The organism is Blautia sp. MSK.20.85 (assembly GCF_013317245.1).
Classification (GTDB): Bacteria; Bacillota; Clostridia; order Lachnospirales; family Lachnospiraceae; genus Blautia_A.
In genome coordinates this window covers 1-22229 of sequence record NZ_JAAIUN010000043.1, presented here as the reverse complement: position 1 = coordinate 22229, position 22229 = coordinate 1, and the positions used below count along the sequence as shown (strand labels likewise).

Here is a 22229-nt window from a genome sequence, read left to right as displayed (position 1 = left end):
TGTCAATGAGAAAGAAAAGGTTCGTAGTAAGTTTGCGTCCAATTAAGTATTTAGAAGAGCTTTTAGAAGCTTAAAAAGTAGAAAAAAATAGAATTTGCAGTTGCTAACCATTCATGCGTTTGTCGTGATCCACCAGCACCATTTGTAAGCCTCATAATTGCTCCGCTGACTTTTCCGAAATTTGTTATCATTCCGCCAATTCCAGTTGATACCTTTCCGGCTCCCAACAGTACCGGACCGGTCGCCGCAGCTATAGCTGCAAACTTCACAATGGTTTTCTGTGTAGCCGGGTCCAGCTCGTTCCAGTGATCTACCAAGGAATCAATCACAGTGATTCCCTTCTCCACATACGGGATCAGCATCGTTCCTACCGGCTGCAGGACATCAACCTGGATCGTCCTCCACAACCCTCCCAGTGCTCCTGTGAGTGTGTCATATCTGGTGTTGACCAATTCCTCCATCGTCTCTTTAGTTTTATCGATGGCACCATTGGTTGTTGAAAGCGTTGTAATAACCTGTGGGCCTAAATCTTCCCACATGGTTCCAAAAAGATTAACCCCGGCCGCACTCTGGGCAACGGGATCGTCCATTCTGGCCAGTCCCTGGATTACCTCGTTAAAGGCCGCTTTCGCATCCTGGCCTCCGGCCGCAAATCTTTTTGCCATCTTATCGGCATTCATGCCGATGGCTTCAAATCCCTGTTTTGTTGTATCTGATCCATCAATCGCACGGATGGAAAATTCTTTTACCGCATCACCGATCTTATCCAGGTTGAATGCTCCATTTTCCGCTCCATTTGCGAAAATCGAAAACATGTCCTCCGCATCCAGGCCAAGCTTTTGGAACTGTACGGAATATTCATCAACGTTATCAAACAATTCTCCTGAAAAATCCAGGCCATTCTGAGCCCCCTGTGCCATAAGGTTGAATGCTTCTCTTGCGGAAACGCCGAAATTCTTGATCAGGCTGTCTGCTGCTCTGGTACTTTCCCCGATATCAACATCAAAGGTATCTGCCAGCGTATAAGCGTACTCCGTACACCTCTGCAGTGCAGAATCATCCAGATAGGACATGTTCTGGTCAACTTTTGCCATTGCATCCGCCACATCTCCTATGGATTCTCCAAAGTTATCTTTGTAGACGTTGTTGATCATGTCCTGGTACTTGCCCAGGTTTTCGGTTGCTGTCCCAGTTGCGGCCGCAAACTGCTTGTAGGCATCCTGTGATTCAGAAGCGAACTTTATTGCAGCTGTTCCAGCCGCTGCCATTGGCACAGAAACCGATTTTGTAAGGCTTTCTCCGGCTCCTTCCAAAAACTGCCCTGCATTTTCAAATACACTTCCAAGATTGCCAATTCTTTTTTCCAGATTTTTTGACTGTCTTGCTACTGTCCGTGATGGATCTGAAAATTCATCGATCAGCTTTACTACCGCTGCTACTGTTTTATTTGCCCCGTTCCCTCGCCTCCTCTTTTATGTCTTCGATCTCCTGCATCAAAAAAGCACGGGTGATCAGCCGTTCACCCGCACCCATGTTGTAATAATCCGAAATTTTCCACTTTTTCAGACGGAAAAGTGCATAAGCAATGCTCGCTTCCCTGTCCGTCCTGATCAGTTTTTTATTTCTTTCTCCTCAGTTTTAAGCCCGGATAAGGCGATAATCTCATCTGCAATGGTTCCTGCTTCTGCCTGAAACAGAATTGCGGCAAGATCTTTTGGAGTCGCAGCATTAAAATGCTCCAGCAAAGCCGGATCTTTTAAATCCGGTTCAACAATTCCATTCACACAGAACATCAGGTTTGTGTCGTAAGCTGCTGAAATATTTCTTTTTCCTTTCTCATCAAACATCATCTGCATGATATCATTGTGCTTCCGACCCGAAACTTCCTGAATCGTGATCTCTGTTTCCTCTCCCAGAAGCTTTGTCAGCCTTGCAGATCGGATCTTCTTTGTTTCCTTTTTCTCTACTGTCTCTTTATCAACTCTGATCAGCTTTTCAATCAAATTCATGTTCTTTTCCTCCTGTCAAATAGCATCCAATACATCAAAATCCGAAAAATTAAACGGAATGGACTCTTCGCCCAGCTTTCCGGCTTCCCAGTCTGCAATTGGGATTTCTGTAAAAATACAATCCTTAAGCCGTACACGTTCGCCGCCAAAGGCTTCCGGGTCATCCAGATTGGAGATGATCGTGCCTCTGATTGCTTTTCCTTCCTTGATCGCCTGTGCTGCTCTTTTCAGCCAGTATGATGTCACTTTATTAAGTTTTACAGTTCCTGATCCGCTGATTCCCGTTACTTTATACCCCTTTTTTAAGGTCCTTGCCTGTGTCACTTCTGCGGTATCAAATTTCATTTTTGCCTGAAGTGCAGTGGTTTCTGCCATATATTCAGCATCAATCCACAGCTCTCCAAACGTTCCATTAATAACCCTGTCCGGTGTATAACATTTCCTCGTTAATCCCTCCTCTTATGCCGTGATATCCAGATAGATGTCTTCCATGACATCTGAAATTGTCACAGTTGCTTTGAAATATACTTTTTCATCGGTATACTGTTTCTGCATTTCCTCATCTGACATGGCTTCTGCATCTTCTTTTTTGATCTTTTCATTTTCGATCACATATTTTCGAATTTTCTCCACGTCAAACTCAATGCTGTAATCTTCGATCAGGCCATTTACAAGGATTTCGTCCATGTAGGTTTTGATCGCAGATAACAGAAGACACTTATTGCTGTATGTATTCTGATATTTTCCGATGTAGTTATCCTCGGCCAGCTCAACAATATCGTTGTTGATCATGTCCATAGTCTCTACAACACGGATTTTTTTCCATGGGCTCTGCTTTCCGGTTAAAGTGGTTAACGATGTCACGCCTCTTCCAACCTTGATTTTTTCTCCGTCATCAAACAAAACAAACTTTCCTGCATCAATGGCTGCTTCAACCGATTTACGGTCCAGATCTTCACAGGCTGTTACATCGTCCAGAACAGCAAAGGTCACGGACTGATCACTTCCTGTTCCTGCGATCAGACCGGCAATCCTGGAACAGAATGTTTCTGCCGTATAGCTTTTTCCATCTGCAGTTACTGTCTTCGTTGCATAATTTACAATTCCCTCTGTATCTGCTTCTGTTTCCGGTAACACAGCTTTCACTCTGTTATGAGCTTCCCTCTGAGCTTTCACCCAGTCTGTGATCTTCTGTGTCTGGGAATCTTTTTTTGCACTTGGGAAACACATCCAGTCTACTTTCTTCCGCTCAAAATATTTGAAGGCTTTACTGTAATCTGTCTCTGCAGTAGCAAGAACATATACCACAACTTTTTGCGGTGCCTTGTCATTTCCACGGAGTGCCAGAGCAATCTGGTTTTTATTATCTGTCCCCAGCTCCTCCGGGATATCTTCACTTGAAAAAATTGTTACCGGATTCCCACTTGGAACCTTTGCATCTTTGAGCACCATTCCAACAGATCCGCGGTCCAGCCTTTTTGCCGAATTCTGCGCCCGTGCCACGAATTTGATGTTCATTGCTGGTAATCCCATCAGTTTCCTACCTCCTGTCTCATTTCCATGTTTTTCATAATTTCACTGTTATCCTCCTTTTTCACCTCATCCCAGAATTCCACTTCAAATGTCACTACAGGGATATTGTTGCTTTCCCCCTCAAACATGCAGTTTATGTTATCGGTGTTCAATTTCCTGCTGCCAACCGCAAGTTTATAGCCAAAAGCGGCTTCCATTTTTTCAAAGAATTCCATTGCCGCAAGTTCATCAGGCCGTTTCTGGATAAGGTCAATTTCAATCTCAACGTTTTTGTGAACCGCATTTTTTGTTCTTTCTGAAAACGTCTGTGTGACATAAACAAAAAAAGAAGGTCTTGTATAACCCTCTATTGTGTCTGGTCCGTATATTTTTGTACCGGGATAGGCTTCCTTTAACGTGAGGTTCACAGCCTGCTTAATATCTTTAAGAGTCAAATCCTGCATCCTCCAGTATTGAATTTAGAAGCTCCTGGCCGATTGCTTCGGAATATTCTGAACGTCGTGCCATATATTTTCCAACAGTCTTTTTAGCGTATACCTTACCAACTTTTCTTCCAGTTCCCGGTTTTCCTTTTCCCCAACGGTTTTTCCGGTTATGAGTAACCAAGTCGTGTCCTTCTTCATAAAGATGATAATGCGGAGCTTTTGATGTAACTGCTACTGTGTAATTTTTTCCCGATCGGATCACTTTTCCCTGTCGAAAGCTGTCCTGCAGTCTATTCCCTGTCGCTGGAATATGATGTCCTTTTGCTTCTTCCTGTACTCTTACTCCAAGATCTTTTGCGATATTTCTTGCTTCTTTTTTCAAAACTTTTTCTGTTGAAGCAGGAAACTGCTTCATAGCCTTTTCCATAGCCTCGGCAAATTCTCCGTCTCCAGTTATATCAAACTTGATACTCATTTCCTTCAAAAACCTCCCTGCACTGTATTTCAAGAAGTTCATGTCTTTCATCAATATCCAACGGCGGACCTTCTATTGTAAAGATCCTGCCGTGATATTTGATCCTCATATCTGCAGTAATATCATTCCGGAACCGCACATATATCCTGTGAGATACTTCTGGTTTAAGCTTTCCCATAAAGTTATATTCCGAAGATTTGTATGGTTTTACGCTCCCCCAGACGGTCTTATAATCCTGCCAGGATGACTTATCCTGTCCCATCTCGTCTTCTTTGGCTTCAAGGCGTTGGAAAGTGAGCCGCCGGTTTAATTTTCCTGTATAGATCATTTCGCCACCTCACAGAAAATTGATACAGTACATTCCCAGAATAGTTTCTGCTGTTTTATTCATAACATTTTTATCAACCTGCAGCTGGCGGTTATCATACATATCCGCAATGAGCATAAGGACGGCAATCGTAATGTCCTCATGCTCGTCCAGCTGCTCCTCAGTCAGCCCCGTATATCCTTTACAAAATTCTACGGCGGCTTTTTTCATAACCAGAATCTCCGTATTGTCTTCTGTCTCCATATCTTCCGGAGATTCCCTGATATGCCGCCATATATCTGCAGCAGTTATTTCACTGATCTTCATATTTCCTCTCCTTTTGCGCCGGCGCAACTTTAAGCGGATGCCATTGTCAATTTTGCGATTTTCTGGGAATCCTCCACTTTTGTATCAATTTCCATCCATGCAACTACGCCTACTGCATGCTGCGTTGCATATTTCTCTCTCAGAACTTCGATATTTGCGTCCTCTGCCACTTTTACCGCTAATCCGGAAAAGTCTCCATAATATACTGCTGTAGCTTTTGCTGCCATCTTTGGCATTGCATCGGAACAATACACATCTTTTCCAAGAAGCGTATATCCCCACCGTGCTGATACATCCCTGTTCAAAAGATAATTGCCATCACTATCTTTTAACTTTCGGATTGCGGTTCTGGTGGCTTTATTCATGATCCATACAGCACCGCTCTGATAAGTATCCGGAATGGACTCCTGTACATCGATCAACTCGTCAGCTTTAACTTTATCTGCTGCCGCTGCTGTAATACCCCGTGTAACTTTCGTAAGTCCTTCAGCTTTTCCGGTTGTTCCGATCAGACACTCATGTTCAATAAATACAGAAATCGCTTTCGCCATATACTGGATAATCTTATTCAGTACATCAAAATTACTGTTATTGATCAGTTTCTTTGAAATCAGCGTCAGTGCTCCTGCAAGGAATCCGCCAAGTGAAATACTTCCAAAATTCCCAGATGTACTGGTAAGTTCTGTAAACTCATCCGCATAAGCCATTTTAATGGAACTGGTTTCTTCGTCATAATATGGGATATTGATTGTTCCACCAATGTTATACCGGTCAGCCATACTGTAGATTGGGCAGATTTCTACTACCTTTTCAATGATTTTATTGACAATAGAAGACGGAATCACTGCACCATTGTCCGCATAAGTAAGGTTCGCAGCTCTTTCGTTTGTAAGTGTTCCTCTCACATAATCCACAAATGCCCGTTCCTCAACGGTCAGATCATCGTTTTCCCCGTCTTCTTTTTTCTTTCCTCCGTGATTTCCCAGATTTCTGGCTCTTTCTTTTGCTTCGATCGTCTTGTCAATGGCATTGATTTCTTTCTCAATTTCATCAAAACGGACCTGCTCTGATTCTTCAAAGGCACGTTCTTCTTCCTGGGCCTTATTTAAAATCCCTTCCATTTCTTCTACAAGGGCAGCTCTTTTTTCCTCCAGGTTCTTTAATTCCTCTGCCCTTACCTGCAAGTATCGTCTGGCAGCTACTCGGAATGCCTTTTTATTTGTAATTCTTCCTCTATGACTTTTCATGATTTTCCCCCTAATCTTCTGATGGTAGCTTCATATTTCGAATAATCCACTTTTTCTTTCTGTTCACTTGAGATTACTTTTGTTTCCAGAGTTCTTACCTCCAGTACTTCATTCCCGTCTGCGCGCATCTCGATGGAAGTGCTTGCATAACAGGGAATTTTCCTGTTATCAATAATGGATACTTCTTTCAGATCCATATCCTCAACAAATCTGCGTTTCAGTCCGGAATCGGTATCTTCCTCTTTTGCAGCCCTTTCTATAAATCCAAAGGACCAGCCTCTCAGTTCTCCTTTTTTTGCTTTTTCGATCACTTCCGCGTCTGTAATTTCTGCAATTGCACGAAGCCCGATATTGTCTTCAAACAGCTGCAGATTTGTTTTGGTACTTCCAAGTTCCCTGCTGTAATCATGATTCAACAGGATCTTTATTTCATCTGCGCGTGAAATGGCTCTCTCAAATGCTCCCGGAACAATCTGCTCAATAAACTGTTCCCCTCTTCTGTCCCGGATCGGTCTGCTGTCTCTGGCAACAGCATTTACATAGCCATCAATCGTAACCGACTGCTCTCTGATCTCTATTCTCCTGAGTCATCGCCCCCTTCTTTTATTTTTGTCAAATCTAATGTTTTACTGGTGTTAAGTACAATCACTTTATTGCTTTCCGGATCATACAATCCGTCCTGGAGCCCCAGTTTGATAAATTTCATACCAAGAGGTGGCATATTTTCTTTTTTTCGGACCTCATCTGTCTGAAGAAATCCTTTTTCAATTCCAACACTGTATGCGTTATACCGCTTGTCAATATCACCTTTGATCAGTTCTGAAATATCAAAATCAAAAAAATACATCTGTTTTTCAGATTCCAGCAGCATTGCCCGGTTTAATGCAGTCCGAAACTCTGCCAGCAGGTTTGAAAGCTCATATTTAATGAAATTTTTTTCATCCTGTTCTCCGGCATTGCCACTTAAAAGCGATGGCGGGATCCCAATTACTTTACAGATCTCATCCCCATTCGTCTTTTTATTTTCATTCAGCTGCATTTCTACAGATGTATTGGACGCTTCCTGAAAATCAAGGCCTTCATTCAGGATCACCACACTCTCTGTATTGTTTGAATAAAGATTTCTCCATGCTTCTTTCAAAGAATTGATTGCCTGCTGCGACAGTCTTCTCGGAGACTTAATAAAGCCCTTCTTATTACCGCCTGTTGCAACAAGGGTTTCCTCAAATTTCATGGAGTTATACGCCACACTAAGAAGCTGCTTGTTTTCTTCAATAAGGCTTTTCCCCTGTGCCCCATCCTCCGTATTTCTCAGAAGGCGTACAAACTGATATGGCCTGTACGTGTTTCCCTGTACTAAAATGTCATAATCTTTAAATATCACATCCGGATTCTGGTTAAAACTTATGTTTTTTTCTGCCACATACCTGAGAGAACGTACTTCGTTCCTGACTTTATCTATGTAAATATAACCGCCTCTCCCAAGAAAATAATCCAGAACAACTGCCCGTTTCATCTGATAAGCATCTAGCGTATCCCCTGTTTCAGAATTCAGTAATATCGTTCGCCTGTCATCCGTCACTTCTGTGATCCTGTCATCTTCCCGTTTATACAGCTTTATTGGAACTGCAGCCACTGTCCCTGCTATCTTATTCAGGCATCCGGCCAGGGACGGAATATTCATTGCCCCTTCCCTTCCAATACTTTCTCCTGATAACCAGGCTCTTAAAATAGCGGCATCTACTTCCGGTTCCAGATCCGGATCCGCACGTTTTTTCCGTTTCCAAATTTCCCTTGCTATCCCTCCTATGCTGTCTGTGCAACAAAATTGTCGCCATTTAATAAATATTGCTGTAAGAGATACATCGCATTAATCAATGCAACTACCTCATCTACCTTACCGGTGGATTTCTTTTTGTTGACATATTTGTTTAAGTTTGTGTCTTCTGTACATCTCGCATTCTGAAAATTGATTTCCAGAAGCCGGTTCTCTTCATATCGGAATGCCTGCTGCAGGATCAGCTCTTTTAACCATTTTGTTGGCTGATGCAGGACGGAACTATGCTGTTTGATTTCCACACACTCCAGCCCTTCTGCTTCCATTTTCTGGACACTTGAAATTGCATTGTAGCGGTCATATCCAACCTGTTCCACAATTACTCCGTATTCTTCTTCCAGCAGATGTATCACATAATTTTCCACTACACTGTAATCAATTACTTCCTCACCACATGCAATACACTCCCCTTTACTGATCATTCTCTGATAATCCACATGTTCTTTCTGGGTTTTTATGTTAATTTTCTCTTTTGGAATAAATCCCATTACCCTAGCGTAAATATATCCGTTATCTTCTGTCACCATCGCCACCGCAGTATTATCATCCGTCTGGGAAAGATCTACTCCAACCCATACCTGACGGCCATTCCACCACTGTGGATCTGGTTGGATCCTGCACAGTTTCACTTTCTGAATATCTATATAACCTTCCACACCAAGTCCCTTATAGAGAATATTGTTATGCTTGCAAAGATAATTTTCTCTTTTATTCTCATAAAGGACTGCTAAGGTACGTTTCTTTTTTATCTCATCAAAAATATATTGATGGGATACTGCAACCGGATTGCTCTGATAAATCGCACGATCATCAGTCTGCCAGGCTTCTCCCTGCTTCAGATCATCATCTGGTTCGTAAAGCAAAGCAAAATATCGCCGATCATCCAGCAGACCGTCCAAAGTCTTTTTCGCAATGTCAATTTCATCGATCATCACGTTATTATCGTTGGGATACTGTGTACTGATGATAATTCCAAGTTTATTAAACAAGGTAATCTGTGAAGATCTCATTGCTTCTACCGGATAATCATCCAATGCTCCTGCTTCATCTGCCAGATACGCATTTGCCAGTTTTCCATCCATTCCGTCCTGGCTGTATGCAAGCGGCGTATATTCATTTTCATTGAGCAGACATATGATCTGGCTCCTCAAGACCTTAAATGCTGGTTCATCCTCATCGTATAATGCTGGCGAAACTTTTATAATTTTTCGGATTGCATTTTTTAGTTCCGATGATAACTGCAAATCTGGCGCAACAGAAAAGAACCGGGAAAAATCCGGTTCTGTAAGCATCAGCAGGATAAATATCACTGCCGAATTGAATGTTTTAAAATTTTTTCGTGCGATTTCAAGAAGAATCGTTACATAAAACCGGCTTCTTTGTTCCGAATTCCGACAATATGTGCACAGCCCGGCTACGATCATAAGCCACGCATAATCCTCCAGGCCATCATAAATACTGCATCTAAGATCCGGGTGGACCATTAATTTTAGTAATTTGCATATTTTTTCATACTCCTGTTCATCTACATAAGCATCCTCATCATTCCCATCCGCAATATGTAACCAGCTTTCTGCCTGTTTTTTAACATATTCCGGGACTTTTCCTTCCTGCTCCGTGGAACACCATACGGCATATTTGTATGCTTTTCCTTCTTTCATCCGCCCAACGCTTCTTTCAGTGGATTGGTTTTCTTTTCCGGTTTCTTTGGAACAGATCTAAGGGATGCCGCGATTGTCATAACATTTTCCTTCTCAATCTCGGCCAGCATCCTTCTTTTTGCCTGGATCTGCCGGTCCATAGATACCAGACTTTTCTGCATGGAAGCTTCAATGCCATAATATTCTTTCCGCGTCAGTTCTCTGTTGATAAGCATATCGTCTTTTTCATTCTGAAACTCACATAACTGTTTATAAAACTGGTCTCTTTTTTCCTCAAATTCCTTCGTTTCTGCATATAAAATGCAGTATCTGTTTATCACAGCTCCATACATATCATCGAATTTATTGATCTTTTCAAGAAGCTTTTTCAGTCGAAGAAATTCTTTATGTGCAATCTCATTGTCTTTTACTTCCTGTCGCTCTTTCAGCGGAATCCCTGTAAGCAGAGCCTTTTCTGCCTGTTCGCGCTGCCGGAGCTCTTTCTTGGTTCGGTGTGATTTTCCTTCCATCCGAATAATATCTGCCGATTTTGATGCTGTTGGCATTGCGCTCCCTCCTTCCGTCAAAAATAAAAATGCTGATGTGGGAATTTATTATAAATCTGTGGGCATATGTGGTCGTAAAAAAGTCAAAATTTTCAGATTTTTTTAGGCGGGGGGGGATTACATTTCATCCTCCTGCTGCCTGGCAATCTCTTTCAGTTCCGCCTGCGATATCTTCCCGACTTCGGCCATCTCATGATGCCTACCACATAATGAAATAAGATTGTCATTGTCCAGCCTTCCGTCCCAGTCTTCTGCTATCGGTACAATGTGATGTACTTCTATTTCCCTATTGTTATATTGCTGTGTGGTTCCGTACAGCTTTCGTATACAGATCTGGCACAGATATCTGTCCCGCTCTCTGATCTCCAGGCTCTTTCTCTTCCATGCCTCGGTACTTCGAAAACTGTTCTGCTTTGTCCGTATCTTCCTGCGTACCGGCTTGCTGCTGCACTGATATTTACTATCATGAATCCGTCCGCAGTATTTGCAACTTCTTAACATACCTTATCCTTTCATAAATAGCGGGAGATGGATTTGAACCATCATTTCAGACTTAGGAGATCTGCAAGTTTCCATTACTTCATCCCGCGTTATTTGATGGACATTCTGGGACTCGAACCCAGGACCGACCGGTTATGAGCCGGTTGCTCTGTCCTGCTGAGCTAAATGTCCGCATATAGAAAGGCACCCCGAAGGGTGCCTATGTATCATTGTCTCTTTTCAAATATTCTTTTCTTTAATTCATCAACTTGCTTATCCGTATATCTTTTCCGTGGTATATGAAGTAAATTTAACAACTGTATCATTTTCTCAACCGAAAGCAAAAAATAAAATATGCTAATTACAAGAGATATAATTTCAATATAAAAGAAAAATTCTCTAATTACTAAAAAATATTCTTTACCAATTATAGCCGAAAAAAAGCCAAGGTTTATTTTCAGTACCCAAAATACTGAAATAAATATTGAAATTGCTCCAAAAATAATAGAATGCCCAATAACAATATTTCTTTTCTTTAGTATATCCGTTCCTTCAAGTTTTTTTATAAGCTGATCATCAGACATCGTTAACAATATTCCTAAATTTGTCAAAGCAAATCCACTAAATATAGAATTAATTGTCAATATATTTGTATGATATTCAGGGATATTATCTTGTGGCATCGGAATAACTATATAATTCATCTTATGAGCAAATATACATAAAATTACAGCCATTAATCCAACACCCAATATCTTTGTCACATAATTTTGTTTATAAAGAAACTTCACATTTATCTTCTCCTATCGATCAGCTATGCCTACAATTAGATCATAATTTTCTTCATACGCCTTATGTAATCCAACACGAAACTGCTCAACTACGTCTTGCAAATTATAATTCACTTTCTTTCCATATTCAGTCCTATATGTCTTAACATCTATTGGATAAGTAAACATTTTTGCATTTAAATCAAAATTTCTACTATTAAATTTTTCTGAGCTTCCTCTAACTACTGTCTTAGAAAAATTCCCCTTTCTTTTAAACAAAACATCCAATATATTTCTTACAGTTTCTTTTTTTCTTGATAACTTTCCATACGGTATTGGCTTCAATGATATTGATGTAGAAAAAACATCATCCTGTATCATTTCCCTGATTACTTCTTCATCTAAGCCAAGAACGCTTTGTAAAAATTCAGCATCTGGTGTAGGTACTTCAAATTCAAGTTTTGATATCTGAGGCGATTCCGAATTATATAATACTCTAATCCCCTCCTCATTAGGTATATTATGAAATTCCAACTTGTATTCCGATGTATATGTTTCAATAGCCTTTCCCAATGCTTTTGTTCCAGGTGCCCCTTTTGCGTTAACAATGGATACAATTCCTTTTTTATAATCATACAAAAAGAACGTAAATACTTCTATTCCCTGCTTTCTTGATTCAGCATCAGTAAAAACTTCATCTGCCTGTAATGTCTGATAATCTCGTTTTAGCATTGCATTATTCAACTTTTTTCTGCATGCTCTTCCAAACAAATAATTCTCATCTTCAAAAAAATCCATTACTTCTTTTGGCTCTACACTATTTGGCTCAATCTCTGGCGAAAGATCTATCGATTTATAATTACTATGAATCGTACTTTTTTTCTTAATTTCATCAAAAATACTTTTGATAATTTTGTAATCTTCTTCTCCGTCATTCGCACTATTTTTTAACACTACTTTAAAAAATTCTACTGTCATTGATGCCATACGCAGATCCCCCATAAAATATAATTTGCTTAAATCATACTCCATCATTTGACATTTTTCAACAAACAATGTTTCTGATTCCTATCTTATGAAGTATATACATTATAGAACATTTGTTCTTTCATGTCCATACTGGAAATATACACAAAAAGAACCCCGTAATTTCTACGAAGTTCTTTCTGTAAATTATATTTAAGGGATTATTGCTGCCAGGGTGTAGGCTGGCTCTGGCAGCTTGTTGCAAGAAGGAGCCTCGTCGTCTCTGCGCCTTTGGCTTCTATTGTATTGTATAACGATATTTCCGATATAAACGATATTTTTACTTGATCTCACATTTTTTCAAATATGTATCCCTGATATAAAGTCTCGGATAATCCGGACTTTGTGAATACCCTGTCTTTTCTGCTATCTTCTCCCAGGTCAATCCCTGCTGATAAAATGCCTTGAACACATATCTTGTCTGGCCATCTTCAATGCTCTGGATCCATCGTTCCACTGCTGCCGCCTGTGCCATTTTATGATCGTATGTGTGCTTTCTCCGGTCATATCGTGCGTAGTCGAATCCGACTACGCTCTGTGGCCGTGCAAAACCTGTTCTGTAATCAAATATCGTACTGTTCCCAAGACCGACCTCCCCCTGTTCCATTTCAGCCAGTTCCATGCTGAGGACCGGTATTTCCCTTTTTAACTTTCTATAATTGTCCAGGAGCTTCCTGGTGATCTTGATCTCGCACATTGGTATCCTCCCCTTTCGATGCTTTTAGCCGGGAACGTGTATGCTCCCGGCTTTCTCTGCATTTCTTTTATTTATCCGCGATCACGGCATCCGCTCCCTGGACTGTAACCCAGCCATTTTTGTAGTGAGCTTCTGCCTCCTTCATCTTAATCAGCTCGTCCGTGATGGATGCACTGAGTTCTTTATTAGCCTCTGCCTGTGCTTTTGCCTTGGTTTTTGTGTTTTCTGCTTCAGCTGCTGCTTTTTCATTTTTGTTCTCCTTTTCTTTGATAGCTTCTTTTACTTTGTTATATGTTTCATCTTCAATCTCGAATTTCTTCTGCTGCCGCCTGATCGACAGGATCACTCTGCTTCCAATCCAGACCAGCACCAGGGCTGCGATTCCGAACGCCATACCGGAACCAAGAAATATTACCCACATTGTTCTCACCTCCTCTGTGGCCATTCTTTTCCCGTTTTCTTATCTCTCAGGCCCATGATTTCCAGTCCATGGAGCCCCGCCACAGCATTTAGAGCACAGCTGACATTATAGATGTATGTCGGCATGTGGCCTACTGCTCGGACTGCTTTGCCAGCTGTCGGATCTGGATAACCTTCGTTGTTCTTATAGCTCATTTCACACCTTCTTTCTTCTAAATATGGCACAAGAATAAATGTACTTATTTTCCATCCTGATCTACCACCTTATACAGGTTCATTCTCTTTCTCACTGTTTTCCCTTATCTCTACCGGATCCAGATAGTTCCGGCCGAATATCTCCATAAATTCTTTGTGGCTGTGCTGCTTTTCAAATTCCCTCTGTGCGGTCCGCTGTAATTCGTGACGGATCCGGGCGTTGTTGTGTACAGCTTCTGAGCCGTAGATGTGATGAGCATGACACAGGTATACTTTCAGACCATATTCTTCGGAATTTTTTCCGGTTTGGTCCTCCAAATACATGATGCTCATCAAGGATCCTGTGTTCATTCCAGTTATCGTGAAGTGTGACACAGAGGTAACATGTCCTGCTGTTCTTATCATGCAGGATGCTGGCCGGATGTCTCATTCTCTTTTTCTTCTCTTTTGTTTTTGGGAATAACATATCTGCTCCTTTTATACTACATATTTTTTGTGTGCCTGTTCCAGTTCATCTTCTGAAAGATCAAGGTATATCTCTTTTGTGTAATCCATAGTCCCCTTTGTGTCCGAATCGGGCGCTTTATTCATCTTTTTTCTCCTTATCTTTCATAATCAAACATAGATATTTGAGAATTCGGAATATAATTCATCCATATTGTTTCTTTTCGTGGAGATCCGCCTTCTGCACAACTCATAAAAGTCCGTTTTTTCCATTTCGAGAGATAATCTTCATACATATCCGATTCATACCCCGATATCATGATTTTCGATTTGCTTTTTAAAATTGTTTTCAAAAGAGCTTCGTGATCGATATCTTCCATTTCGTGCTTATATTGTTTTGAATTTCTTGTTTTTAACACATATGGCGGATCTAAATACATAAAAACATTTTCGCAATTGAAACGTTCTATAAGATCTATGGCAGGTCTGCATTCTATTTGTACTGTTCTTAATCTTTCTGCTACAACTTCTATATTTTCCGGTAAACGATACCATTTTTTCAGAGCATATGCTCGTTCTCTTCCCTGCACGTCATTTTTCCATCCAGTTTTATTTCCGTTTGTTCTATATCCATACCCTTGCCAACAGCGAATCAAAACTCTCCTTGCTTTTTCGCATTTTCCAAAATATTTATCTGTATTTGCATAAGTATAATCGTACTCTTTTCTGCTGTACGGCGTAGTTGTTACTAAACGCGAAAGTTCATCAGGATTTTCCCTGATGCATTGAAATAGATTTATTACATCATCATCAAGATCATTTATTGTTTCGATGTTCGATGGATTTTTATTAAAAAACACTGCTCCACTTCCAAAATAAGGTTCTACGTAACTATGATGTTCCGGTATTAAATTAACAATCGCAGAGGCAATATTCCATTTACTTCCAGGATATTTCAGAACACATTCCACTTTCTTCTCCTTTCCCCTGCCGCATTTCTGACAGGCTCATGCGGCAGGTTATATATGTTAATCGGATTTTCGAAAATACCCTTATTTCTGTAATTCCTTCAAGAATTCAACTAACTCTGATTCTGAATTTGGAAATTTGTTGTATCGTGTATGATATGTCCATTTTGGTACTCCATTCTTGCGCTCTGGCTCCGGGCCTCCAACAAGGTGCATATAATAAGTTTCTGATCTTGGCACCCACCAGCTGTTTCGGTCGACTGGATCCGGTGCATATTCTTCAGCGATCAGACGGGCACCGTTTTCGAAATCGTACTTGTAGTACTTAACACCGATGTTTTTATCTTCGTACCACACTCCCCAGGCCTTGTAGTTTCTCAGCCATTCTTTTCTCTGATCATTATTCTTCATAGTCGGTAATGCGGTGGTTTCACCGGTATGGTCTGCGATTTTGTCAGGCTCAACAAAATCGTGCTGCTTTTCGTCCGGTGTTTCCTCTGCCTGCTGGCAGCGTCCTTCCAACCAGCCGCACCGGCTGTTACAATCATTCGGGCACTGAGCACAACATTTGTATTCCGTATCACAATAGGCTGCTGCACCGCATTTTCCCGAACCGCTCTTTCCAGTGATACATTTTGCCGGCCCCGGCATTTTGTTATCTTTCTTCTCCGGTGCGTCTATAGACACCATCTTGACCGGTTTCCGTTTCTTCCCGAACCTTTTTATCAACTCGTGGGCCAGCTCATTCCAGGTGAAAGCGCATTCCATGTAACTTCCAGGATTGAACATGATCCCGGTTGAATTTGCCTGATAATTAAAATTGCCATTCCTGATCCGGACATCCTGATACCGAGCTTCAAGCAAATAGGTTGCTGCTTTTGTATCACACGTAAGAACACGTTCTTTATCTCCTCTGTTCAGGGCTTCGAAAAAGCGTTCTATCTGCAGTTCCGGTGTGATTGGGATCTCGTTCTGCGGCGGCCGGTTCTGTCCGGTTGCTGTTTCAATCGTCATTTTTCCTGGCATGTATTCTGGATGCTGTTCAATGCTGTCCTGGCCGGGGATCTGATCATCTATCTGTTGCGCCGGCGCAATAACTTCTACTTCCGGAGGTTTCCTGATTGCACGAATTTCCTTTGCACTCATTTCCGGCTCAGCTTCTTCCATCTGTTCATCTGTCAGATACAACATTTCCTGCAGCTGGCTTTTGTTAAAATCCTTGTATTTATCATCCAGGATAGGGCTGTTTCCATCTTTGGAAAACTTGTCATTCATTGCCATCCAGCGACTGGCTGCTGACTTTTTGATTCCATACTGATCTTCCGCAAACTCCCAGATACTGTTATATCCACCATCCCGGAATAATTCCCGGTCCCGGATATATTTCATGTAATATCCGGCAGCAATAAAGCTTCTGGACATGGTTTTGATATTCGCTGAAAGAAGTTTCTTTACATCATTCAGTGGCATGTCCATTTCGTACCATTTACTTTCTACTACATCCATGATTTCTCCTTATTCCTCTACGTCACTTTCATTTGGCATCTGGAAAACAGCTTTCTTCAGGATACCGGCTCGGACAGACAGTAGTTGATCTCTTGTCATATTTTTAAATTCGTTTTCCTGTAAAGCAAGTGTGTATTCTACGACTTTTTCATCTGCATACGCTTCCTGGATCATATCCAGCACTTTAAAAGCTTTTTGGGCACTTGAGTATTCGCCTAATACAACTCTTATCTTTCCTGCACGAAATGTAACCGTTCCGTCCCCTTCAGCGGATACTACACCATTTTCAATATTTACAATGTGCATTTTGTTCTTACTTCTGATTAACATTTTTCTTCTCCTCTACTGCAGCCATCATAGTCTTCTAATGTACCTAAAAGGCTGGTTGCTTTCCTGCAGCGATAACAATCATCTCGTAATTTTGCTCTGTGTCTGCAATCTTTGCATAAGATGATCTTGCGATACTTCTTCATGATCTGATACGTTGAACTCTGATCAAAAGCATTGGTCTTCTCATATTCTTCACGGATCTTATCTGTGTACTGCTGTAATTTACAACGGCAGCAGTGCTGATCCATTTCTTCCTGTGTTACAGCACCTCTGTGGCAGCAGAGTTCATCACAGACATAAACCTTTAAGATTTCAAGAATACCGTCTATTCCTTCTTCTCCTGGCTTCATCTGCTCTCTGCATCCATTCAGGTTTCCCTTCGACTGGTTCACTGTCAAACCATATCCCTCCATTCTCATCTTGGTAATACGTAAATCGGATACCGGATTTAATAATCGTACCAACATATTTCATGTTGGCTGTGTTCTGGCCAGGTCTAAGGCTCCAGGCCTTACCCCATAATTCTTTTACGTCCAGCTTCATCACCTCCAGCGCCCTGCTTCAATAAACGCCTTTCGTAATCAGCAAAGTCATAGTCCCGCTGGTGGAAATTATTAAACCGGTTCTTGGAGGTCTCTTTCTTCTTTTGCTTATTCACCGGGTAAAATCCTTTCCAACCATTCATGATAGATTTTTTGACCATGGCGATCCTTTCCTCCGGATCACTGGATAAGGAAAGGACTTCTTCTGCCAACAGTTGGATCTGCTCATCTGTCAGCTGATCGCCTTTATTCTGTCTTGATTTCAAAAACAGCAGGAAAATATCATTCAAAGAAGGATCTTCAAAGTATGTACCCGGCGGAGCCGTATATATATACTCTTCTTTCTTTTCCTTTCCTTTTATGTCATTTTTCCTGGAATTATCATCTTTTTTCCTGGAATTATCGGGATTATTCTCGGAATTATTTAAAGAAGGGTGCACTTTAATAAAGGTCTCTGTTTCCTCCTCTGGAAGGAGCCAAAACCTTTCTACAGTAATCGGAGTTTTCAGTGCCCTGGCTTTTACCATTGCCTGATATCTCCTCTGTATTCCGGCAGAGGTCAAGATCTTGTCCGACTGAAAAAGTGTGTTATCAAACAGTGACCGTTCCAATAAGAAGTTCAAGACCTGCTTCACCTTGTTGCTTTCCATGTTCAGATCATCTGAAACAATGTACTCAAAATCTCTATCAATCTTTAAATAATATCCTGTCTTGTATATCTCACACAGGAGATACAAGTATAAGGTGATCCCATCTGCTCCATATCGGGCTTTCAGGATCTTTACCTTTCTATCTGAGAAAAAATCCACATCCAGGCGAAAAAAGAGGTTTCCTTCCTGCCTTCGCCTTGCCATATGATTGTTCCTCCAGTTCTTCTATAGAGATTGCGTTGATACTGATATTTCACTTGTTTTTCTTTTTATTTCTCTATATAATAAGAACGTAATATTCGTGTATTACTACGTCCATCGGATCCCGCCGGAGCTGCACTCCCGGGATCCTTTCTTACTACCTTTTCTGATACTCTGTTCCAACTACAAACACAAATGCCACCTGCCAGAACAGTCCTGCCATTAAAAGCATTTCTGCCGGACTTCTCCACTGCCAGAATGGAAAATTTGCTGCCGGAACTGCAATAAAAAGGGATATAATTGCATCTCGTTTCATTTGCTTCCACCTCTTATCTTCTCCAGCTCAGCTCCTATATCTTTTCCGCTGTATTCAGCCAGAAGCTTCTCTGATATGTTATATGTCCAGATCGAGGACATCTTAATTGCAGTCCCGATCGGAAGCTTTTGCTGCTGCATTGCAACCCTTACAAACTGTGGGGATGCATGCAGTATAGCTGCTGCTTCAACAGGTAATATCTTGCCTACTTCCATACTTCATTTTCCTTTCTTTATAAGATTTTCATAACTTTGTCGAACGCTTTTTCTTGCAGTTTCGACAACACTCTCCTATTCTGTATATACAGGGTTCTCAAAATACCTGAGTACATACAGAAAGGAGGGATTCTTGTGTTAGCAAATTCATTTGCTTTTCCTGAGATTGATTTGTCACTCAGTATTTCTGTCATCCTTGCTCTTTGTGCAATCGTTTCTCCAATACTTGTAGCAATAATCAATAATATTCATCACACTAAAATCCGCAAGTTAGAAATCCAACAGGATCAATATCGAAATACCATTCTTCACCAACGTGATGTATTTGAAAATTATCTAAAGCATGCTGGACGTTGTATTTATTTTGCTGATTCTACTGCACTTAAGGATTATGGTGAATTTTATTTCGCTGCACTTTCTTATGCACCTGCTGAACTAAGAGGCGATATGATAACGGCTAATCAGCTTATGCTTCAGGATGAATGGGAAGAAGCTACTCCCATTATTGAATCTATCGCAACCAAGATTCATAGGAACCCACATATAATGTAAGTAAGATACATACGACTACAACCCAAACCAGATATAATATCCATGTTTCGGGTTGTAGTTTTTTCATAATCACAACCCCAATAGCTGCTACCAACCATACAAATATTACAGATAACATCCCTGCACTCATTTATTTCACCTCCTCGTGCTCTAACTGAGATTAGCCTTTTTTCACCGCCACTATCACTATCCATAGGGCAAATAAACATATGGTAGTGATAGTGCCATACAAATGCTGCAGTATTAAAAATAATGTTCCACCAATGACAGTGATAAGCAATTTTTGTATTCAGCTCACCTCCTCCCTTCAAATAAACGGTTACTTGACTTTTCTTAGTTTCTTTCCTATTCTTGTATCACAGGTACTGGCATACCTGTTGAATAAGGAGGTTTCAATGAAAAACAATCAAAAAAATACACTTTTTTTAAGCTCAGCACTTCAAGATTCTTTAAATAGAATTTCGCATATGTATGATGGTTACTTACAAACTATTTTTTCTTCTGACTCTATAACATCTCAAATTGGCCAGCTTCAAGAAGAAATGGTTAAATCCTATAAGCACTTTTTTCAGTTATATACACCGAGTATAATTTCTTCACTTACTAATTCGCTTTCCATAATGTCAGAAGCTATGACAGCGGCTGTCCGAGATAATATAACAACCAATATGTACAACAATTTAAGTGAATCTCTGAAAACTATGATTTCACTTCAAAGTCTTCAGCAACAGCTTATTGATATTGCCCCTGAACCATCTTTTGACCGCCCAGACAATCTCAATAATTTACCTGAAGATGATTTTGTAATTGTTGATGAATCCGCTGTTAAAATATACGAATTTCCCGATTGCATATATATTCCCATTGGAAACAGTAGAATAAAAATGCCTACTTCTATTTTGCTGACTCTTATAAACCTAATTATTTCGACAATCCTCACAATCTCTATTGCTGTTGTTCAGTTCAATTCATCACAAGAAGATCAGATTAAACAAACGCAAATTGAAGAAATCCAAATTGAGCTCCAACGTGCCCAAAATGAAATACTGCAACAACTCCTTCACAACATAGATACTTCTTCTTCCAGTGAAGCCGAAGCGATCAAAGAGTTGCAAAAAACTGTTGAAGAGCAGAATAAACAGTATTCACAGAATCAAGACACATGCTTATCTGTTGAAGAAGATAATGATAATTCCAAATTGACCAAAGACACTGATACCCCAAAATAAGCAGCAATGCAATCATCAATACCTGCGTAAACATTAAACTAATTTTTAACCTGTTTATCTGCTTACGCAGGTTTACAATTTCTTCTTTTGATGTATCCATCACTTCTCACCTCCTCCCTTCAAATGAATGATTACTTGTCGTTTTCAGTTGCAAATAAGTAATCCAATGTCTTATCTGGGAAAGCTTTTCTCTTAATTGCCATCATTTCACTCAGCTTAAATTCTGTAACACCTCTGAGTTTCAATTTTAAAGATTCATAGTTTATAGCCGTAATCTCAGATAACTTCTTAATGGTTAATTTGGCTCTTCCCATTTCGGCATTTAAGTTAAAAAACATTTTCTCCTCCTTTCTGTTACCCTGTAAGGTAACTTTGATTATAGATTATACGTTGTAGGGTAGTTTGTCAACCCATAAAATACATTTTTTTACTTTGCGGGGTATTTTTTTACTTTACAAAGTTATTTTTATATGTATAATAGAATTTAACAGGAGGTATTAGATATGTCATTCACTGATAAGTTAGATGAATTAATGGCTGAAAAGGGAATCAATAAGTCTATCCTTTCAAAAGAAGCCGGTATTCCATATACTACAATCGCCGGTTTTTATACAAAAGGAACTGATAATATAAAACTTTCTACATTAAAAAAACTTTCTGCATATCTTGGCTGTACCATTGACTATCTGGCAGATGATTCTCATGGACAACCTACTACTCTCGCCGCTCACTTCGATAGCGAGGAATATACAGAAGATGAATTGAATGAAATCCGTCAGTTCGCAGAATTTGTAAAAGGTAAAAGAAAATAATATCTGTGCTTTACAGTACTGTGAGTAAAAAATGAAACGGGAATAATTGGCAGATCTGCCAGATATGTTTTGACAATATAATATACTTACCCAGGCAACTGGAAGGATGCGGTACCACTCCGTTTCTGAGTCTTGCAGAAAGGAGTGGGGCTTATGAGTACATATGAAGAATTTATGATTATCCTAAATGTAGGACTTTTAATCGTAGCCATTCTGAATCTGAACAATAAGAAATAGCATCCCCGCTCTGGTAAAGTAGGATGCTATTTCTATAACTCTTATAACGCCAGAAACGGATAGGTTTCAGCTATCGTTCCAGCTGTCTTGTTAAGTATATTATAAGTCACTTAAAAATATTTGTCAATTTCAATATACACGAGCGGCACGACAAACGCATGAATGGTTAGCAACTGCAAATTCTATTTTTTTCTACTTTTTAAGCTTCTAAAAGCTCTTCTAAATACTTAATTGGACGCAAACTTACTACGAACCTTTTCTTTCTCATTGACA

The 22229-nt window shown here is 40.3% G+C and carries 31 protein-coding genes and 2 tRNA genes; 3 read left to right on the top strand and 30 right to left on the bottom strand.

The features are described from left to right. Positions 1–62 precede the first annotated feature (62 nt). The 29 genes from G5B12_RS15930 to G5B12_RS15790 form a co-directional block, all read right to left on the bottom strand. Complete coding sequence (locus G5B12_RS15930) at positions 63–1313, bottom strand: phage tail tape measure protein (RefSeq protein ID WP_174088813.1); 1251 nt, start codon at positions 1311–1313, stop codon at positions 63–65. Positions 1314–1610: 297 nt separating this feature from the next. Next, positions 1611–2009, bottom strand: a complete 399-nt coding sequence (locus G5B12_RS15925; RefSeq protein WP_118514836.1) for a phage tail assembly chaperone — start codon at positions 2007–2009, stop codon at positions 1611–1613. A 15-nt stretch (positions 2010–2024) separates the two neighbouring features. Further along, the gene (locus G5B12_RS15920; protein WP_129975709.1) at positions 2025–2426 is read right to left on the bottom strand and encodes a phage tail tube protein; all 402 of its coding nucleotides are present in this window, start codon (positions 2424–2426) and stop codon (positions 2025–2027) included. A 42-nt stretch (positions 2427–2468) separates the two neighbouring features. Then, complete coding sequence (locus G5B12_RS15915; protein ID WP_174088812.1) at positions 2469–3542, bottom strand: phage tail sheath subtilisin-like domain-containing protein; 1074 nt, start codon at positions 3540–3542, stop codon at positions 2469–2471. Then, positions 3542–3976, bottom strand: coding sequence for a phage tail terminator family protein (locus G5B12_RS15910; RefSeq protein ID WP_174088810.1), 435 nt, complete (start codon positions 3974–3976; stop codon positions 3542–3544). The genes G5B12_RS15915 and G5B12_RS15910 overlap by 1 nt, the downstream gene beginning before the upstream one ends. Continuing rightward, entirely contained in the window at positions 3966–4442 is a 477-nt protein-coding gene (locus G5B12_RS15905; RefSeq protein ID WP_174088808.1) for an HK97 gp10 family phage protein, read from the bottom strand. Before G5B12_RS15905 ends, G5B12_RS15910 begins: the two co-directional genes overlap by 11 nt. Next, positions 4426–4770 (bottom strand): phage head closure protein, encoded by a 345-nt coding sequence (locus tag G5B12_RS15900; protein WP_129975701.1) that lies wholly within the window; start codon positions 4768–4770, stop codon positions 4426–4428. The genes G5B12_RS15905 and G5B12_RS15900 overlap by 17 nt, the downstream gene beginning before the upstream one ends. Before the next feature lie 9 nt (positions 4771–4779). Next, the gene (locus G5B12_RS15895; protein ID WP_129975699.1) at positions 4780–5076 is read right to left on the bottom strand and encodes a head-tail connector protein; all 297 of its coding nucleotides are present in this window, start codon (positions 5074–5076) and stop codon (positions 4780–4782) included. 29 nt (positions 5077–5105) lie between these two features. Then, on the bottom strand, positions 5106–6323 hold the full coding sequence (locus G5B12_RS15890; protein ID WP_174088806.1) for a phage major capsid protein: 1218 nt from the start codon (positions 6321–6323) through the stop codon (positions 5106–5108). Next, positions 6320–6895, bottom strand: a complete 576-nt coding sequence (locus tag G5B12_RS15885) for an HK97 family phage prohead protease (protein ID WP_330597760.1) — start codon at positions 6893–6895, stop codon at positions 6320–6322. The genes G5B12_RS15890 and G5B12_RS15885 overlap by 4 nt, the downstream gene beginning before the upstream one ends. A 2-nt stretch (positions 6896–6897) precedes the next feature. After that, complete coding sequence (locus G5B12_RS15880; RefSeq protein WP_174088804.1) at positions 6898–8007, bottom strand: phage portal protein; 1110 nt, start codon at positions 8005–8007, stop codon at positions 6898–6900. Between the two features lie 122 nt (positions 8008–8129). Next, entirely contained in the window at positions 8130–9821 is a 1692-nt protein-coding gene (locus tag G5B12_RS15875; RefSeq protein ID WP_174088802.1) for a terminase TerL endonuclease subunit, read from the bottom strand. Further along, entirely contained in the window at positions 9818–10366 is a 549-nt protein-coding gene (locus G5B12_RS15870; RefSeq protein ID WP_118514858.1) for a hypothetical protein, read from the bottom strand. Before G5B12_RS15870 ends, G5B12_RS15875 begins: the two co-directional genes overlap by 4 nt. A 117-nt stretch (positions 10367–10483) precedes the next feature. After that, positions 10484–10867, bottom strand: a complete 384-nt coding sequence (locus tag G5B12_RS15865; protein WP_174088801.1) for an HNH endonuclease — start codon at positions 10865–10867, stop codon at positions 10484–10486. An 18-nt stretch (positions 10868–10885) separates the two neighbouring features. After that, positions 10886–10956 (bottom strand) — tRNA-Arg (locus G5B12_RS15860). An 8-nt stretch (positions 10957–10964) separates the two neighbouring features. Further along, a tRNA-Ile gene (locus G5B12_RS15855) sits at positions 10965–11038 on the bottom strand. A 35-nt stretch (positions 11039–11073) separates the two neighbouring features. Then, complete coding sequence (locus tag G5B12_RS15850; RefSeq protein WP_174088799.1) at positions 11074–11637, bottom strand: hypothetical protein; 564 nt, start codon at positions 11635–11637, stop codon at positions 11074–11076. Positions 11638–11649: 12 nt separating this feature from the next. Beyond that, positions 11650–12603 (bottom strand): hypothetical protein, encoded by a 954-nt coding sequence (locus G5B12_RS15845; RefSeq protein ID WP_174088797.1) that lies wholly within the window; start codon positions 12601–12603, stop codon positions 11650–11652. 319 nt (positions 12604–12922) lie between these two features. Then, positions 12923–13339, bottom strand: coding sequence for a hypothetical protein (locus G5B12_RS15840; protein ID WP_174088795.1), 417 nt, complete (start codon positions 13337–13339; stop codon positions 12923–12925). A gap of 67 nt (positions 13340–13406) precedes the next feature. Further along, positions 13407–13760 carry a hypothetical protein gene (locus G5B12_RS15835; protein WP_174088793.1) on the bottom strand — a complete coding sequence of 118 codons (354 nt, stop codon included), beginning with the start codon at positions 13758–13760 and terminating at the stop codon, positions 13407–13409. Between the two features lie 5 nt (positions 13761–13765). Then, positions 13766–13954: a hypothetical protein gene (locus tag G5B12_RS15830; RefSeq protein ID WP_174088792.1), complete on the bottom strand. Its 189-nt coding sequence runs from the start codon at positions 13952–13954 to the stop codon at positions 13766–13768. Positions 13955–14023: 69 nt separating this feature from the next. After that, positions 14024–14272, bottom strand: coding sequence for a hypothetical protein (locus G5B12_RS15825; RefSeq protein ID WP_174088790.1), 249 nt, complete (start codon positions 14270–14272; stop codon positions 14024–14026). Positions 14273–14556: 284 nt separating this feature from the next. After that, entirely contained in the window at positions 14557–15369 is an 813-nt protein-coding gene (locus G5B12_RS15820; protein ID WP_174088788.1) for a DNA adenine methylase, read from the bottom strand. Positions 15370–15450: 81 nt separating this feature from the next. Further along, positions 15451–16872: a hypothetical protein gene (locus G5B12_RS15815; protein WP_174088786.1), complete on the bottom strand. Its 1422-nt coding sequence runs from the start codon at positions 16870–16872 to the stop codon at positions 15451–15453. 9 nt (positions 16873–16881) lie between these two features. Next, positions 16882–17202: a hypothetical protein gene (locus tag G5B12_RS15810; protein ID WP_174088784.1), complete on the bottom strand. Its 321-nt coding sequence runs from the start codon at positions 17200–17202 to the stop codon at positions 16882–16884. After that, positions 17196–17600 (bottom strand): hypothetical protein, encoded by a 405-nt coding sequence (locus tag G5B12_RS15805; protein WP_174088783.1) that lies wholly within the window; start codon positions 17598–17600, stop codon positions 17196–17198. Before G5B12_RS15805 ends, G5B12_RS15810 begins: the two co-directional genes overlap by 7 nt. A gap of 113 nt (positions 17601–17713) precedes the next feature. Continuing rightward, the gene (locus tag G5B12_RS15800) at positions 17714–18598 is read right to left on the bottom strand and encodes a DUF4373 domain-containing protein (protein ID WP_174088781.1); all 885 of its coding nucleotides are present in this window, start codon (positions 18596–18598) and stop codon (positions 17714–17716) included. Between the two features lie 154 nt (positions 18599–18752). After that, positions 18753–18911, bottom strand: a complete 159-nt coding sequence (locus G5B12_RS15795) for a hypothetical protein (RefSeq protein WP_174088779.1) — start codon at positions 18909–18911, stop codon at positions 18753–18755. Further along, positions 18908–19126 (bottom strand): hypothetical protein, encoded by a 219-nt coding sequence (locus G5B12_RS15790; protein WP_174088778.1) that lies wholly within the window; start codon positions 19124–19126, stop codon positions 18908–18910. The genes G5B12_RS15795 and G5B12_RS15790 overlap by 4 nt, the downstream gene beginning before the upstream one ends. A 135-nt stretch (positions 19127–19261) precedes the next feature. Here G5B12_RS15790 and G5B12_RS15785 point away from each other — a divergent pair, with 135 nt between their 5' ends. Next, positions 19262–19678 carry a hypothetical protein gene (locus G5B12_RS15785; RefSeq protein WP_174088776.1) on the top strand — a complete coding sequence of 139 codons (417 nt, stop codon included), beginning with the start codon at positions 19262–19264 and terminating at the stop codon, positions 19676–19678. A gap of 395 nt (positions 19679–20073) precedes the next feature. Further along, complete coding sequence (locus tag G5B12_RS15780; protein ID WP_174088774.1) at positions 20074–20907, top strand: hypothetical protein; 834 nt, start codon at positions 20074–20076, stop codon at positions 20905–20907. Positions 20908–21038: 131 nt separating this feature from the next. Here the strand turns inward: G5B12_RS15780 and G5B12_RS15775 are convergent, their stop codons facing one another. Then, positions 21039–21245, bottom strand: a complete 207-nt coding sequence (locus G5B12_RS15775) for an XRE family transcriptional regulator (protein ID WP_129976001.1) — start codon at positions 21243–21245, stop codon at positions 21039–21041. Positions 21246–21410: 165 nt separating this feature from the next. Here G5B12_RS15775 and G5B12_RS15770 point away from each other — a divergent pair, with 165 nt between their 5' ends. After that, on the top strand, positions 21411–21719 hold the full coding sequence (locus G5B12_RS15770; protein WP_129975999.1) for a helix-turn-helix domain-containing protein: 309 nt from the start codon (positions 21411–21413) through the stop codon (positions 21717–21719). Positions 21720–22229: the final 510 nt, after the last annotated feature.

Bases quoted from the DNA above. Each gene is read 5' to 3' on its own strand.
- G5B12_RS15925 (WP_118514836.1), bottom strand. From the start codon at position 2,009: ATGAATTTGATTGAAAAGCTGATCAGAGTTGATAAAGAGACAGTAGAG.
- G5B12_RS15915 (WP_174088812.1), bottom strand. From the start codon at position 3,542: ATGGGATTACCAGCAATGAACATCAAATTCGTGGCACGGGCGCAGAAT.
- G5B12_RS15905 (WP_174088808.1), bottom strand. From the start codon at position 4,442: ATGAGTATCAAGTTTGATATAACTGGAGACGGAGAATTTGCCGAGGCT.
- G5B12_RS15900 (WP_129975701.1), bottom strand. From the start codon at position 4,770: ATGATCTATACAGGAAAATTAAACCGGCGGCTCACTTTCCAACGCCTT.
- G5B12_RS15895 (WP_129975699.1), bottom strand. From the start codon at position 5,076: ATGAAGATCAGTGAAATAACTGCTGCAGATATATGGCGGCATATCAGG.
- G5B12_RS15890 (WP_174088806.1), bottom strand. From the start codon at position 6,323: ATGAAAAGTCATAGAGGAAGAATTACAAATAAAAAGGCATTCCGAGTA.
- G5B12_RS15880 (WP_174088804.1), bottom strand. From the start codon at position 8,007: ATGAATATTCCGTCCCTGGCCGGATGCCTGAATAAGATAGCAGGGACA.
- G5B12_RS15875 (WP_174088802.1), bottom strand. From the start codon at position 9,821: ATGAAAGAAGGAAAAGCATACAAATATGCCGTATGGTGTTCCACGGAG.
- G5B12_RS15870 (WP_118514858.1), bottom strand. From the start codon at position 10,366: ATGCCAACAGCATCAAAATCGGCAGATATTATTCGGATGGAAGGAAAA.
- G5B12_RS15865 (WP_174088801.1), bottom strand. From the start codon at position 10,867: ATGTTAAGAAGTTGCAAATACTGCGGACGGATTCATGATAGTAAATAT.
- G5B12_RS15845 (WP_174088797.1), bottom strand. From the start codon at position 12,603: ATGGCATCAATGACAGTAGAATTTTTTAAAGTAGTGTTAAAAAATAGT.
- G5B12_RS15840 (WP_174088795.1), bottom strand. From the start codon at position 13,339: ATGTGCGAGATCAAGATCACCAGGAAGCTCCTGGACAATTATAGAAAG.
- G5B12_RS15835 (WP_174088793.1), bottom strand. From the start codon at position 13,760: ATGTGGGTAATATTTCTTGGTTCCGGTATGGCGTTCGGAATCGCAGCC.
- G5B12_RS15830 (WP_174088792.1), bottom strand. From the start codon at position 13,954: ATGAGCTATAAGAACAACGAAGGTTATCCAGATCCGACAGCTGGCAAA.
- G5B12_RS15815 (WP_174088786.1), bottom strand. From the start codon at position 16,872: ATGGATGTAGTAGAAAGTAAATGGTACGAAATGGACATGCCACTGAAT.
- G5B12_RS15810 (WP_174088784.1), bottom strand. From the start codon at position 17,202: ATGTTAATCAGAAGTAAGAACAAAATGCACATTGTAAATATTGAAAAT.
- G5B12_RS15800 (WP_174088781.1), bottom strand. From the start codon at position 18,598: ATGGCAAGGCGAAGGCAGGAAGGAAACCTCTTTTTTCGCCTGGATGTG.
- G5B12_RS15795 (WP_174088779.1), bottom strand. From the start codon at position 18,911: ATGAAACGAGATGCAATTATATCCCTTTTTATTGCAGTTCCGGCAGCA.
- G5B12_RS15790 (WP_174088778.1), bottom strand. From the start codon at position 19,126: ATGGAAGTAGGCAAGATATTACCTGTTGAAGCAGCAGCTATACTGCAT.
- G5B12_RS15780 (WP_174088774.1), top strand. From the start codon at position 20,074: ATGAAAAACAATCAAAAAAATACACTTTTTTTAAGCTCAGCACTTCAA.
- G5B12_RS15775 (WP_129976001.1), bottom strand. From the start codon at position 21,245: ATGTTTTTTAACTTAAATGCCGAAATGGGAAGAGCCAAATTAACCATT.
- G5B12_RS15770 (WP_129975999.1), top strand. From the start codon at position 21,411: ATGTCATTCACTGATAAGTTAGATGAATTAATGGCTGAAAAGGGAATC.